Source organism: Streptomyces sp. BF23-19 (assembly GCF_041106355.1).
GTDB classification, from domain to species: domain Bacteria; phylum Actinomycetota; class Actinomycetes; order Streptomycetales; family Streptomycetaceae; genus Streptomyces; species Streptomyces virginiae_A.
The window spans coordinates 38,735-52,476 of record NZ_JBGBPT010000019.1; the positions used below are offsets into that span (position 1 = coordinate 38,735).

General features: G+C 68.2%; 9 protein-coding genes and 3 pseudogenes. 6 read left to right on the forward strand and 6 right to left on the reverse strand.

Annotated features, from left to right (window positions below):
* Together AB8A24_RS13610 and AB8A24_RS13615 are read left to right on the forward strand one after the other, a co-directional pair.
* Positions 1–2,111, forward strand: a 2,111-nt coding sequence (locus AB8A24_RS13610; protein ID WP_369475782.1) for an FAD-dependent monooxygenase, incomplete at its 5' end; no start/stop codon positions are given.
* Between the two features lie 70 nt (positions 2,112–2,181).
* Positions 2,182–3,015, forward strand: coding sequence for a methyltransferase (locus AB8A24_RS13615; protein WP_328960543.1), 834 nt, complete (start codon positions 2,182–2,184; stop codon positions 3,013–3,015).
* Between the two features lie 28 nt (positions 3,016–3,043).
* Here the strand turns inward: AB8A24_RS13615 and AB8A24_RS13620 are convergent, their stop codons facing one another.
* The gene (locus AB8A24_RS13620; RefSeq protein ID WP_328960542.1) at positions 3,044–3,295 is read right to left on the reverse strand and encodes an acyl carrier protein; all 252 of its coding nucleotides are present in this window, start codon (positions 3,293–3,295) and stop codon (positions 3,044–3,046) included.
* Between the two features lie 28 nt (positions 3,296–3,323).
* On the reverse strand, positions 3,324–4,334 hold the full coding sequence (locus AB8A24_RS13625; protein ID WP_328764353.1) for a beta-ketoacyl-ACP synthase 3: 1,011 nt from the start codon (positions 4,332–4,334) through the stop codon (positions 3,324–3,326).
* A gap of 593 nt (positions 4,335–4,927) precedes the next feature.
* Here AB8A24_RS13625 and AB8A24_RS13630 point away from each other — a divergent pair.
* Together AB8A24_RS13630 and AB8A24_RS13635 are read left to right on the forward strand one after the other, a co-directional pair.
* Positions 4,928–5,101 (forward strand): annotated as a pseudogene (locus AB8A24_RS13630) (pirin family protein); the annotation flags it as partial.
* 899 nt (positions 5,102–6,000) lie between these two features.
* A pseudogene (locus AB8A24_RS13635) lies at positions 6,001–6,349 on the forward strand (DNA helicase UvrD); the annotation flags it as partial.
* A 504-nt stretch (positions 6,350–6,853) separates the two neighbouring features.
* Here the strand turns inward: AB8A24_RS13635 and AB8A24_RS13640 are convergent.
* Both AB8A24_RS13640 and AB8A24_RS13645 read right to left on the reverse strand, forming a co-directional pair.
* Positions 6,854–8,089: an RICIN domain-containing protein gene (locus AB8A24_RS13640; RefSeq protein WP_369475785.1), complete on the reverse strand. Its 1,236-nt coding sequence runs from the start codon at positions 8,087–8,089 to the stop codon at positions 6,854–6,856.
* A gap of 434 nt (positions 8,090–8,523) precedes the next feature.
* A complete protein-coding gene (locus AB8A24_RS13645; protein WP_328960539.1) occupies positions 8,524–8,658 on the reverse strand; it encodes a LuxR C-terminal-related transcriptional regulator in 135 nt (44 codons plus the stop codon).
* 394 nt (positions 8,659–9,052) lie between these two features.
* Here AB8A24_RS13645 and AB8A24_RS13650 point away from each other — a divergent pair, with 394 nt between their 5' ends.
* Positions 9,053–9,931 carry a formylglycine-generating enzyme family protein gene (locus tag AB8A24_RS13650; protein WP_369475787.1) on the forward strand — a complete coding sequence of 293 codons (879 nt, stop codon included), beginning with the start codon at positions 9,053–9,055 and terminating at the stop codon, positions 9,929–9,931.
* Between the two features lie 81 nt (positions 9,932–10,012).
* Here the strand turns inward: AB8A24_RS13650 and AB8A24_RS13655 are convergent.
* A pseudogene (locus tag AB8A24_RS13655) lies at positions 10,013–10,210 on the reverse strand (SRPBCC domain-containing protein); the annotation flags it as partial.
* A 461-nt stretch (positions 10,211–10,671) separates the two neighbouring features.
* Between AB8A24_RS13655 and AB8A24_RS13660 the strand changes: the two are divergent.
* On the forward strand, positions 10,672–12,222 hold the full coding sequence (locus AB8A24_RS13660) for a carboxylesterase/lipase family protein (protein ID WP_369475789.1): 1,551 nt from the start codon (positions 10,672–10,674) through the stop codon (positions 12,220–12,222).
* Positions 12,223–12,695: 473 nt separating this feature from the next.
* Here the strand turns inward: AB8A24_RS13660 and AB8A24_RS13665 are convergent.
* Positions 12,696–13,555, reverse strand: a protein-coding gene (locus tag AB8A24_RS13665; protein WP_369475850.1) for an IS5 family transposase whose coding sequence is annotated in 2 segments (ribosomal slippage) — positions 12,696–13,199 and positions 13,202–13,555 — 858 coding nt in all. Because the reading frame shifts where the segments join, the coding sequence is not laid out codon by codon here.
* Positions 13,556–13,742 lie beyond the last annotated feature (187 nt).

Here is a 13,742-nt window from a genome sequence, read left to right on the forward strand (position 1 = left end):
CCCCCCGCTCGGCGAGCGGGGACGTCCTCGTCGGCGCCGACGGCTTCCACTCGGCCGTACGGCGCCACCTCGTCGGACCCGAGCAGCCACGGGACTGCGACCACCTCTTCCGGCTCGGCATCGTCCCCTTCCGGCACCCGCGCCTCACCGAGGGGGCCGTACGCCACTACTGGGGGCGCGGACAGCGCTTCGGCCTCATCGACATCGGCCACGGCCGGTGCTACTGGTGGGCCGCCATGAGCACCACCCCCGGGACGCCCGCACCCGACCGCGTCAAGGACGCCGTCCGACAGGCTTACGCGGGGTGGGCCGACGAGGTGCGGGCGGTGATCGATGCCACCCCCGCAGCGGACATCCTCACCGTCCCCTCGCGCGACCGGGCCTTCCTGGAACGGTGGGGCGACGGCCCTCTCACCCTCCTCGGCGACGCCGCCCACCCCATGCTGACCACGCTCGCCCAGGGGGCGGGCACGGCCATGGAGGACGCCGTCGTCCTGGCCCGGGCGCTGGCCGATCCGGCGACGGGAGACGACCCGGTGCGGGCCCTGCGCGCGTACGAGGAACTGCGCCGCGACCGCGCACGGGCGATGGTGGCCGGCTCCCGCAGCATGAACAGACTGACCCAGGGGGCCCGCCCGCACCGGCGGCTGATCCGTGACGCCTACTTCCGGCTGGTGCCCCGTCGCGTCCTCGTCCGGCAGACCGTGGAGGCCCTCACCTACCCGGGCGAGCGGTTCACCGGCCGCGGTGACGTCCGCCGGGACCTGAGCCCCCTGGAACGGCTGTACTGGATCGCCGACCTGACCTCGCCGCTCAACGTCATCGCCCGCGCCCGGGTCCACGGGCGCCTGTCCCCGTCGCTGCACCGCCGCGCCCTGGACGTCCTCCAGCTCCGGCACCCCCTGCTGCGCGTCGCGATCATGGACGACGGCACCGGAACACACCCGGCCTTCGTCCCCGTGGACGGACGCCAGATCCCGTTCCGGCACGTCCGCGTACGACCGGACGACCCCGCCGCCGACATCCGGTGGCAACAGGAGGTCGACGATCACGAACTCGCGGAGGGCCTGGACCGGCGCACCGGACCGCTTCTGCGCGCGGTGGTGATCACATCGGGAGGGACGGAGAACGAAGCCGAGAACGAAGGGGAGTTCCACGACCTGCTGCTGACGGTCTCGCACGCCATCGCCGACGGCAAGACCTGCCTGTCCCTGGTCCGCGAGTGGATCGAGATCGCCGCACAACTGGACCGCGGAGCAACGCCGCCGACCACTTCGCGGCGGGTCCTTCCCGCGACGGACGACCTGCTCCCGCGCCGGCACCGGGGCGCGGCGGGCGCCGGCGGGTTCCGGGCCCTGATGCGCCGCGAGGAACGGGCGTCCCTGACCCGGCCTGCCCAGCGGATCGTCCCCGACGAGCACGTCCCCTTCGAGCGGCGGCGCACCCGGATGACGCACCGGTCCCTCACCGCCGACCAGTTGGAACGCCTGGTACGGGCCGCCAAGCGGCACGGCACCACGGTCCACGGGGCCCTGGCCGCCGCTATGGTGTCGGCGGTCGCCCGGGACGCGGATACCCCCGCCGCCGCGTACTTCTCGATCGGTTCACCGGTCGACTTCCGCGCCGACCTGGAACCGCCCGTACTCCCCGACGAGGTCGGCACCTACGTGGCCACGGTCCCCACCCGCGTCCGGTACGAGCCGGGCGGGTCGCTGTGGCCCATGGCCCGGACCGTCAGCCAGGATCTCGTCCGACGCCGGAAACGACAGGACCACCTGGCCACGATCAGCCTGCCGCGCGTGGCGGGCCCCGGGTCACTGGCGGACGGCGCGTCGTTCATGCGGTTCATGGACGAGGAGGGGCCGATCAACCTGTGCCTGTCCAACGTCGGCCGCTACGACTGCCCCGAACAGGTCGGTCCCTGGCGGATCGACGGCGCCCAGTTCCTCACGGGCGTCTCGGTGATGGGCGCCGTCGTGGCGACGGCGACCACCGTTCACGGACGGCTCGCGTGGAACTTCGGCTACGTCGAGGGCCTGGTTACGGAGTCACGCGCGCGGCGCATCGCCGACGACTCCGTACGCCTCGTGCTGTCCGCCCTCGCCGAGTGACCGGCCGGACCGGAAACGCGCCGGCCACGGCGAACTCCGTACCTTCTTCCCCCTGAAAGGTTCCGTTCCCATGACCAGTGCTCCCGACCGCACGCCGACACGGCGCCGTGTCCTGCCCGCCGGCGAGAACGGTTCGCTGTGGGAGGCCCGGCCCTCGTGCGGGATCGTCGAGTTCCGCGGCACGCGTCTGCGGATCACGGTGGACGACCCTTGGGAGGTCCTCTTCCCGACCGACTGCGGACTGAGCCTGCTCGGCGCACTCGACGATGCCAGCGCTCCCGTACTGGAGGGCGTCAACGCCCTGGACATCGGGGCCGGTTCCGGCCTCTACAGCGTCGCCCTGCTCGCGGCCGGCGCCGAGCGGGTGACCGCCCTGGACGTCAACCCCGCCTCCGCCGCACAGACCGTGGCCAACGTGACGACCAACGGGCTCGACGGCTCACGGCTCACGTGCGTCACGTCGCCGCTGGAGGAGTACACGACGGACGAGCGGTTCGACCTGGTGATCACCAACCCACCCCACCTCCCCTACGATCCGAGCTACGCCAGGACGGACGGACTGGAGACGGCCCTCGTCGCCCGGAGGGGCGGCCGCGCGGTGTACGACGCGGTCGTCGACCGCGTGGACGGGCTCCTGGCGCCGGGCGGCTCCCTGCTCATGGCGCATTCCTCCCTCGCCGACGTCCCCCGGACCGTCGCGGAACTCACCTTGCGCGGCTACGAGTGCGAGACGTTGGAGGTCTTCGAGATGGACATCCCGCTGCTGGCGTACGCCGAGCACCGGGAGACCCTGCAGCTGCGGCTGAAGGAACTGCGGGCGGAGGGCCGGGCGGAGTTCGACGGATCGCGTTTCACGGTGCACGCGCTGCTGTTCCGGCGTCCCCGGGGCGCCGCCCGCCGCTGACGCCCCTCACGAGTACGGCCGACGGGTCTCAGACCGACGCGTCCTGCCTGCCCTGCCTGTTCCGTTCGTCCTGCATCAGCCGTGTGATCTCGGCCAGGGTGTCCGCTTCCGCGAGTTCGTCGAAGCCGATCTTCAGACCGGCCTCCTCCTCCAGCACGAAGGACAGCTCCACCACGAACAGCGAGTCCAGGCCGAGGGCCGGCGGGGCGGCCTCGGGGGTCACCAGCTCGGGCCGCACCTGGAACCTGCCGGTGAGGATCTTCACCAAGGTGTCGTACATGCCGTTCCTCCGGAATGAGTGGGACGAGTCAGTGCGGGCGGGAGAGCTGCGGCCACACGAGGGTGGTGGCACCCCAGGCGAGGCCGCCGCCGAAGGCGGTGAGCAGGACCCGGTGCCCGGGTTCGAGGGCTCCCGTGCGGTCGGCGCGGTCGAGCAGGATCGGGATCGAGGCGGCCGAGGTGTTGCCGACCCGCTCGATGTCGGACAGCACGCGGTCCGGCGCGACGCCCAACCGCTGCGCGAGCACGGCCAGGATTCGCGCGTTCGCCTGGTGCGCGACGATCCGGTCCGCCTCCTCCGGCTTCCACCGCGCGGCGTCCAGCGCCGCGCGCGAGGCGGAGGTCATGTGCTCCACGGCTCGCCAGAACACCTCCCGCCCCTCCAGGCGCATGTACGGGTCCGCCGGGACGCCATCGGCCGTCGAGCGTTCCTCGGACCCTCCGCCCCGTACGGTGATCAGGTCGCGGCCACCGCCGTCGCTGCCGAGGACGCAGGTCCCGAGGGCGCCGGGTTCCTCGTGGTGGCCCGAGCGCAGGACGACGGCACCGGCGCCGTCGCCGAAGAGCATGCTCGTGGGGTCGGCCTGGTCGACGCTCAGCGAGAGCGTGTCCGTGCCGACGACCAGAACGCTGTCGGCCGTGCCCGCGGCGATCAGGCCCTGGGCGACACCCAGTCCGTAGACGAAGCCCGCGCACACGGCCTGGACGTCCAGCGCGGCCACCCCGGCCATCCCCAGGCGCGAGGCGACGCTCGGGGCGGTGCCGGGGCACGGCCTGTCCGGTGTCGTGGTGGCGACGACCACGGCCGCGACGTCACCGACCGCCGCCCGCGAGAGCGCCTCGCGACCGGCCGCGACGGCCAGGTCCCCGCTGGTGGTACCCGGCTCCACGACGTGCCGGAACCGGATGCCGGAGCGCTGGAAGATCCATTCGGGCGCCCGCCCAAGGCGCTCCGCGAGCTCCTCGTTGGCCACCTTGCGCGGCGGCACGTACGACCCGACCCCCGCCAGGACGGACGCCGGGACCGCTCGATTCGTCACTGCCCCTGCCCTCGCTCCGGAAGACGGACCGGAAGCCGCTCGGGGATCACCGCTCCACACCTTCGACAGCTCTCCCGAACAAGGCCCCATGCGGCCGCATGCATGCGTAAATCCCCCACGGGACACAGTCGTACCACGTCCAGAAGCACGACGATCCGAGCGACGCGCGATCCTGAACCACGACGCGCCGTTGACGACCGCTCGGAAGTAGTCGTCCGGCCCCGCTTGGCAGCTACAGCCTCCGGCTTGACGAGGCCGTTGGTCTCGAGAAGTCGGCGATCAGCCCGTTCGAGTTATAGGTATGCATCGAAATCCGCGCGTAGTGCCCGTAAGGCACACCGCTCATGCATCCGATGCACGCCGCACGTGGTGCTGACCTGCGGTTTCCTTCCACCTGTTTTGCATAGATCTGTTTCTTGTGACACACCACGTGAACTCGGTGGTGACGGCGGATACGACGAGCGGCTGGGCTCATCGTTCGAGTGCCTGTTACGTGGTCATGTTTCGGCGAAACGTGCCGCTGAGCGAGGCACGGATGCTGACTTTTGCTGACTTCCCGAGACTCGTGATGCTCTGACCTGCGGAAATGCTCAGAGATCCAATGGTTCTGGAACTGGATCGGGCGGTCCCAAGGGGATATCGCAGGCTTCCGCGAGGACTGGATGAACGGCACCCGCTACGGCGAGGTGAAGGGCTACGACGGCGCTCCGATTCTGGCTCCTGAACTGCCCCCAACTCGCTTGAAGCCTAGGGGTAGAACGCGCTGAACAGCGCTGATGTCATCAGGGTGCGGGCTGTGCGCGGCGGCTCGCATCGTTCCGCTTCCGAGGGTCCGGCGGGAGTCGACATGATCTCTGCAGCGGCATTTTGATCTTGGTGTCGAGTCTCATGTGGATCAGGGTGTGGTCAGGTCTAGTCGAACGAATGCTGACACTTTGCTGACGAGTAGTTAGGTATGGGGAGGAGAGGTCAGGGCCTACCGCCGAGCAGTGGAATGTCATGCCGAAGGGGTGTGGCGCGGGTAGCTTGGAGGGCTGTGGACGGCTCCAGGCGTGCTCTCCTCCCGAGCTGTGGCCTGCTGTCGTCCTGTCGTGGGGGCCGCCGCACGACCTTGTGGACAGTAAACAATGCGCGGTGTCGTAGCAGCTGCGGTTCATCAGTCGGGCCCATCATGCCTGGCAGGGCTTGCTCTCGGTGCCTATCGCGATGAGGGTCAGCTGGGCGGTGGCCACCTCTGTGGTGGGGCCGGGCGCGTTCCAGCGATCGGCCCGCACGGGGACGGCGACGTCATCGATGTGCGGCCGGCCTGTTCCACTTCGGCGTCGACGTCGAGCAGTGCGGTTCGCTGCGGGGGTCGTCGAGGCCGACGACCTCGGGGGCCTACGTCATGTAGGCCCCGTAGACGGCCCGTTGACCTGCGGATATCTGCCGAATCACGACGCTGCCCTGCAGGGATGCTCCTTTCGGGCCCTTCCACGGGCTTTCCTGTTTACGCGGCTCAAACTCCCACAAGGGTTCCCCGAGCGACGGTGAAACTCCCCAGCCGCCCCCAGCTGGGCGGCTGCGGAGAGCCGAGTTGGACCCTGTTTGGTGGACGCAGCCTGGCCTTCAGTGGCCCACTGCCTCAGGCTCCTGGTGGCGGATGCACTTGCCGTAGATGCTGCCCATGCGCGAGGGCAACCGCATCCTGTTGACCAGGTACACGAACGCAACTCGTTGCCGCCCTGCGTACCGGACTGGTGCTGCGCGACCGGGTGGACATCCTGACCGTCGACGCCTTCGCAGGCCGGATCGTGTCGACCTCGCGGCGACCGCTGCGCGCAGGCGAGGAACGTCCGCTGGGAGGCGGCGGCCCGGGTCACCGGGTCCCGCAGTTCCTGGCCCAGGAGTACAAGCACGTCGTTCTTGCGCAGGACCTCCGCACCTGCGCGGAGTACGAGGCAGCCGAACGGAAGGGAAGCGGCAGCGCCCTGCCCGTCTCTGCACGGTCGCTGGTGTGGCGCACCGTAGAGGAGTCGCCCAGGGGCGTGGTCGACGTCGAGGCCGTGGTGCTCAATCCCGGCAAGGCGTTCGTGCACACAGAGATCGACCCGTTGGCCAGGGCGGTGTCCGAGGCTGCGCTCGATACCGAGCGGAAGTGCGGACCTCTTTCAGTGTGGCCGCTGATCGAGTGACGGGCTCGATGTCGGCAACGCACGCTCCGGTGCCGTTGGGGGGAAGGCGTTCGAAGTCTCAGCTCACAGGCGCAGGAGCCGCGTAGGTGGTGCGCCGGCTCGGCCGGGACGTCCCCGGCCTGCAGTCTGGCTGGGCCGAAGCCCCGGAATTCGCGGCTCCAACAAGCAAAAAAGCGTGAGGGTCCATCGGTAAACTGACGGACCCTCACGCGAGGTCGAGGCTAAGTGGTCCCGGTGAGGGCTCATTTAGCCCATGTTGCCCCCTCGCTCCGGTATCGAGGACGATGGCGGTGAAGATCCCGGTCATGTCCGTCGTACCGGTGATCGCGCCGTTGGCGGATATGGTCAGGTGGTAGCAGGTACCGGGGCGGAGCAGGTGGTCGGCAGCTTGTCGCCCTGACGCGCGGTCACGATCGATTTAAAGCCGCCGGTTTCGCTCGCGGCCGGGATGTCCTGCGTCACCGGGAGTGTCCAGGACTGGCTGGTTCCAGCGCCGAAAGTCCAGTATCCGGTCACGCGGACGATCGGCTGAGACAGAACCACCCAGCCGTACTTACCTGCGTCAATCGGGACCTGCGTGGTGAACGTCTCGCCGCGGGTCGACGTCTCAGTGTGACTGTAGTTGAATTGCTGAGTCAGCGTCAGCTCAAAGCCGACGCCGAACGGGGCAACTGCGGCTTTCTCGGATACGCTGAGGCTGACGCCCCACAAATCTGAGTATGCGAGGCTGGTGGTTGTCGAATAACTCTCGGTCACCGGCTTGTCGTACTCGTTGTACCAAGCGGTGCCGACGCATTTCCCCGGGCCACTGGCAATGCTCCTGCCGGTCTCCGTGAACGTGCAGGAGCTGGAGATCGACGAACTGGTCGCGCCGCCGCACACGGAGGCGATCTGGTACTGCACCGCGAGACTGTCCAGGACACTCTGATGGCTACTGTCGAAGGCCCAGGTCTGGTTGGCCGTATTGCGGCATTCGTAGTCATCCACCCAGTTGGCCGAGTTGACCTCGGGCCACGAGGTCAGGTAGTCCATGCAGTTGCCCGACCCCACGTTCTTGATCTGGTATCCAACCGTCTGGTTATCGGCCGCGGAGCTACGTGGCGTCGGCGCCCACAGCTGGTGCTTATTGCTCGAATCGCACGACTCCTGGGTGACGGCGCGGATCCGGTTCCAGCTGTCCCACCAGGTCGCCGCTTGCAGGCAGTTACCGTTGCCCGCCCGGATCTGGAACGATCCGTCGCTCATCGTGTAAAGGCGGAACTGCTGGTTGCTGGGATTCGACGAGTTCTTCCCGTACACGTTTGCGTAGTGGCCGGTGTCGGTCCTTCCCTGGTACATGTCGAGCGTCTTGCTGCTGTCACCGGCAACATAGATGTGACCGACGGGCACGGTCGTCCCCGCCGCCACCTTCCGCACCGAATCCGACGACACGCTCAGCCCCGTGTCGGCTATCGCCGACTCAGCCGGAACGATCCCGACGACAGAGGCCAGCATCGCAATTACCGATCCGAGGATGGGGACCACCAGGCGATGAGCTCTTCTGCGACGCGAACCTGAGCGTGCAGTCAACTTTTCAACCACTGCGACTCCTTGCTTGTTCGGATTCGCCGGCGCGGAAGCGCCTGCGATGGGTCCTGATGGATGACTGAACGAACTCGTCAGCGGAATCCCCCGCATACGGCGGCCGCCCCCGATGGCGCCACGGTGCCACTGACGTGGGTAGATGGACCCTTACCGGGTCGGGCTGTCTGCGTGGGCCGGTCCGGCCGCGGGTGCCGACGGGGCGACGGCAGGTGAGAGCGAAAGAAGTTCGGCAGTGGTACGCAGCGGACGGATCGGGATCGCGTCAACGCTCATGGTGGTTCCGTTCGTTCGTCTTCGACGGTCGTACGAGGAGGGGAGGGCCGTCGTGGCACCGCCAAAGTAGGAGCGTGCAGGGGCCGATACATCCGTCAGCTGACGTAGGGATTCTTCGGGAGTGTTCGCGGTGTCCGGGCTGGGGGCGCGGGACGCGGTCAGTTCTCCGGCTGTGCGCGGTCCGGATGCCGCCCATGGATGATCTCGGCCGCGAGTTCGACGCGCGAGGCCATCTCCAGTTTCCTGTAGATGTTGGACACATGGGTGCTGACGGTGCGTCGCGATATGGACATACGGGACGATGTGTTCAGCGCCGGTGAGCGCCTCCCAGCCGTGACGGGCTGTCCTCCGTGGTCCTCGCGTTCCTCGGTGGACACCGACGGCAGTAAGCCGGGGATCAGCTGGCTGGGCAGATGGCCGACGCCGCGGTCGAACGAGTCCGCAAGCTGGGTATAGGCGCGCCCGGAGTCCCCTTCGGTCTAGGGTCCGTCTTCAAATGATCGGCGGTGGGGATTGGGGCACGCCGATCTCGCCGACCTACCAGCCACCATTCGGGTCACCGTCCTGCTGAAGAAGGTGACCATCCGGACGCAGGAGCCGCACTCCGGCTCAGCCGGACGAGTCGCCCACGACCGCTCACGACGTTGAGTGCGCTCTAGGCTGAAGCACGTGACTGGGCGTGGGCAGGTGCTGGTTCCCGGTGGTTCGTTCCGGATGGGATCCGTCGACTTCTACCCAGAGGAGCGACCGGTCAAGGACGTGATGGTTGGCGAGCTGTGGGTCGACGAGCACCCAGACACCAATGCTGAGTTCGGGCGCTTCGTCAAGGACACCGGCCACATCACCATCGCCGAGCGGGCACCCGATCCTCGGGACTTCCCTGGCGCCGACCCCGACCTGATCGTTCCGGGGTCACAGGTGTTCACCGGCACCAGCGGTCCCGTCCCCCTCGACGACTGGACACACTGGTGGTCCTGGGTGCCGGGCGCCGACTGGCGGCACCCGTACGGGCCGGGGAGCACGCTGCACGGCCTGGAGCTGCATCCCGTTGTGCACGTCGGTTGGGAAGACGCCGCCGCATACGCGGCCTGGGCCGGTGCCCGTCTGCCAACCGAGGCGGAATGGGAACACGCCGCACGGGGCAGCCTCGGAGATGCCACCTACGCGTGGGGCGACGAGATGCGAGCGGGCGGCAAGACCATGGCGAACACCTGGCAAGGGCACTTCCCGTACGAGAACCTCTGGCCACCGCATCTCGCCCGGACGTCGCCGATCCGTACCTTCCCGGCCAACGGATACGGGCTTTACGACGTGACCGGCAACGTGTGGGAGTGGACCGCAACGGCCTGGATCGATGACCACGACGCGGTACACGCCGAGCCCTCCCCATCGTGCTGCGTCCCCACCGGAACAGTGAGTGAGCAGGACCGATTCGTGACAAAGGGGGGCTCCCACCTGTGTGCCCCGGAGTACTGCCACCGCTACCGGCCGGCCGCCCGGCAAGGCCACGGTGCCCGCGATACCACCAACCACGTCGGCTTCCGCTGCGTGCGCGACCCCGACTGACCGCCGTTGGTCGGGGCTTCGTGCGGTGGACAGAGCGCGCGCCGACAGGGGGGCGGGCCGGCACCGGGGGGACCCGGCGGGGATGCCGACGTGGGTCAGCCTCATCTTGGTTCCGCCGTTGGCAGGTTCCAGCGCGACGCGGACCTCCGTCGTGGTGGGGTGACCGGCTGGCATGCCCGTCTGCACGGGTGACAACACGTTGCCGTGCTCATCGGACACCGCGTCGGTGTACACGAGGCGTTGGTTCTCGATGACCCCGAATACTGGCCGGTGAACCACATGTGCATGGTGCCGTCAGGTGTCTGAGCGCGCGAGCCCGTTCGACGAGCATCGAGTGAGCCGGACAGTGGTCACGCTATGCCGTACTGACAGCGGCATGTGCGTGCGTCACGCCCTACCATCCGGACGGCCACGGATCCGCCGACCAAGATCATCGCGGCACCTGCTTGCGGCGTGCCTCGTGCCCAACCCGGGACGGGTGCGACCGACGGTGACGGCTTGGAAACTCACTGGTCCGGTCCCACGAGACACCTGCAGTTTCGCGTCATGCAGGCTCCCGCTGGGCCGGGCTTTCCATGCTCATGCCGGACGAGTCGGCTCTCATGGATCAGGCGCGTATGAGGTCCGTGTCGCCCGATCGGGGTGATGACGGGGGGCGGGGTTGCATGTTCCGATCGGGCTGAGAGTTGGAAAGGGCTCGTCAATCCGCGCATGCGAACGGCCGAGGGACGGTGAGAAGGATGGCACAGGGACTGCTGGAGGCAACCGTCGAGGGCGGGACGGTTCGCGGCACGGCGGAGGGCGATCTAATCTCCTTCAAGGGGATCCCGTTCGCGCAGCCGCCGGTCGGCGACTTGCGCTGGCGGGCACCGCAACCGGTCAAGCCCTGGGACGGCGTGCTTGACGCGTCGAAGATGGGCCCCGATCCGATACAGCACTACAGCCTTCTCAAGCCAGGGGGCACAGGGGCTGGCGGAGCGTCGAAGGGATCGGAGGATTGCCTGTATCTGAACGTGTGGCGCCCGGCCGACCAGACGGGCGATCCGTTGCCGGTGATGGTGTGGGTCCACGGCGGCGGAGATGTCCAGGGGGCGGCGTCGCAGTACCCGATGGAGAGGTTCACGCGTCAGGGCGGCATGGTCGTGGTCTCGTTCAACTACCGCCTGAGCCGGCTGGGCTTTTTCGCACACCCGGCGCTGGCCGCCGAGGCGCCCGACGACCCGCGCGGGAACTACGCCTTCATGGACGAGATCGCGGCGCTGCAGTGGGTGCAGCGCAACATCGCCGCGTTCGGCGGCGACCCGGGCACCGTGACGATCGCCGGCGAGTCCGCCGGCGGTGGCGCGATGGTCGCGATGCTGATCTCGCCGCTGGCCTCCGGCCTGTTCCACCGTGCGATCGTGGAGTCGCCGGGTATGCCGAGTGCCCGCGACGGGGCGTTTCCACTGGAGAACCTGGACGCCGCCGAGTCCAGGGCCGTCGAGTTCGCCCGCGAGGCGGGCATCGATGGCAATGACGTGAAGGCGCTGGCGGCGCTGCGCGCCCTGCCGGCGGAGAAGGTCGCCGAGGAAGGCATCGGCATGTCCGAAGTGGTCACGATGGCCGCGGGCGGTCCCAGCGCGGCGGGCTTTAGCGGTCCGACGATCGACGGGCGGCTGATCGCCGAGACGTCTGAGGCGGCGATGCGCGGCGGCCGGCAGGCGATGGTGCCGGTGATCTGCGGGGCGACCGCGGTCGACCTGGCGGTCAGCGTGGCGGAGACCAAGGACGCGGTGTTCGCTCAGTTCGGCGCACTCGCGTCGCAGGCACGCAAGCTCTACGACCCGGACGGCAACGCCAGCTTCAAGGCGCTCAACCAGGCGGTCTACGCGGACCGGACCATGATCGAGCCGACCCGGCATCTGGCGGCGGTGATGACCAGGGCGGGCCAGCCGGCCTACTACTACCGCTTCTCCTACGTGGACGAGGCCTACCGCGATGCGGTGCCCGGCGTGATCCATGGGTTTGAAATGCCGTTCGTCCTGGATCTGCCGATCTCCTTCGACGGAAAAGGAATCGTCCAGATCGAGCGGAAGGGAGCCGACCTGGAGATGGTCCGGACCGCCAGCGGCTACTGGGCCAACTTTGTCAGGACCGGTGACCCCAACGGCGCCGGCCTCCCGGAATGGCCGCGCTACGACCCGGCCACCGGCAACGTGATGGACTTCGCGAATACGGGTGCGGCGGCCGGACCCGATCCGCTGAAGGCCCGGCTCGACCTGTGGCAGTCGGTATGGGACCCAGCCCACTGACGCGCCCGGCATGGCAACCAGTACATGAGGCAGATACTCCTCCAGCATCCTTCTACTCGCAGGCCGCGAACCAAAGTCTCTACCCGACTGATGTGCGCGGCAGGACGTGAGCGCTCATCGGCAGAGTCGCGCGTTTCCGAGCGCCGCGCGCAAGGGCACCGCATCATTGAAGTCATGGCCCTCGTCGACGTATCGCCCCCGAAGCTCGTCGAGGTCTCTGTCGGTGGAACTACGCGCTGTACTGCGCCGCCGTCGCTGCCGCGGTCCTCATCGGGATCGACCTGTCGCATCCGCATAACCTTGGCGACGAGGGACGCCGGGTCTTGTTCACGTTCATCGGAGTCGGCATTGCCGTGGTCGTCATGCTCGTCGCGAACCTGCTCCAGAAGCGAAACGCGCCAACCACCGCACCAACCTGACCCATCCGCTCATCGGCAGGACAGCGCGCAACCAGCGGCTACTGGGGTCCGTCTTCAAACTGATCTTGCCCAGAGCAGGAGCGATGCGAGTGTGACCGCTGCTTCGTAGGAGGTGGCGGTCTTCTCGTAGCGGGTGGCGATGCCGCGGAAGCCTTTGAGTTGATTGAAGCAGCGTTCGACGGTGTTGCGGCGGCGGTAGATCTCGAGGTCGAAACCCGCGGGCCGGCCGCCTCGTCGACCACGGTTGCGGCGGTGCTGCTTCTGGTCGTTCTTCTCCGGGATGGTGTGTCCGATGCCGCGTCGTCGCAGGTAGACGCGAAATCCGCGTGAACTGTAGGCCTTGTCGGCGATCACGTGGTTCGGTCGGCAGCGGGGCCGTCCCTGGCCGGTGCGGGGCACTCGGATGCGTTCGAGCAAAGGCTGTGCGCAGACGCCGTCGTGTCGTTGCCCCGGGGTGAGCAGTATGGCCAACGGCCGGCCGCGGCCGTCGCAGGCGAGGTGGATTTTGGTGGTCAGGCCTCCTCGGGATCGGCCGAGGGCGTGATCGTCCGGTTCGTCCGTCCGATGCTTCCCCCTTTTCGGCCGGTGGCGGCGGAGTGCTGGTGGGCGCGGACGATGGTGGAGTCGATCTGGACCAGCCAATCGATGTCACCGGCAGCGTCGGCCTGGGCCTGGATCTGTTGCAGGGCCTGAGTGAACACGCCGTCGATGGCGTAGCGGCGGAAGCGGGTGTAGACCGACTTCCAGGAGCCGTAGCGTTCCGGCAGGTCACGCCAGGAAACCCCGGTCCGGATCTTGTAGACCATTCCGTTGACGACCCGGCGGTCCTCCGCCCGAGGCCGGCCTCTGCCGGCACTCGGTATCAGCGGAGCCAACAACTCCCACTCGGCATCGGTCAGTTCATGGCGGCGAATCACGACACCATGATCGACCATCGAACAATCATTTGAAGACGGACCCTAGTTCGCAAAGGTGTCGGCGCACAGGGCCAGGTACTCGTAGAGCCCCGCGACGGTTCCCCTGTCGGACGCTGCTGCGGGGGCGGTCAGGTGAGCTGCTGCTGCGGTCTGCCGGCCGCGATTCACTTTCGATCACCGTCGC

What these genes read in the sequence shown, in the direction of transcription:
- AB8A24_RS13645 (WP_328960539.1), bottom strand. Translation starts at nt 8,658, where the DNA reads ATGTCCATATCGCGACGCACCGTCAGCACCCATGTGTCCAACATCTAC.
- AB8A24_RS13660 (WP_369475789.1), top strand. Translation starts at nt 10,672, where the DNA reads ATGGCACAGGGACTGCTGGAGGCAACCGTCGAGGGCGGGACGGTTCGC.
- AB8A24_RS13615 (WP_328960543.1), top strand. Translation starts at nt 2,182, where the DNA reads ATGACCAGTGCTCCCGACCGCACGCCGACACGGCGCCGTGTCCTGCCC.
- AB8A24_RS13620 (WP_328960542.1), bottom strand. Translation starts at nt 3,295, where the DNA reads ATGTACGACACCTTGGTGAAGATCCTCACCGGCAGGTTCCAGGTGCGG.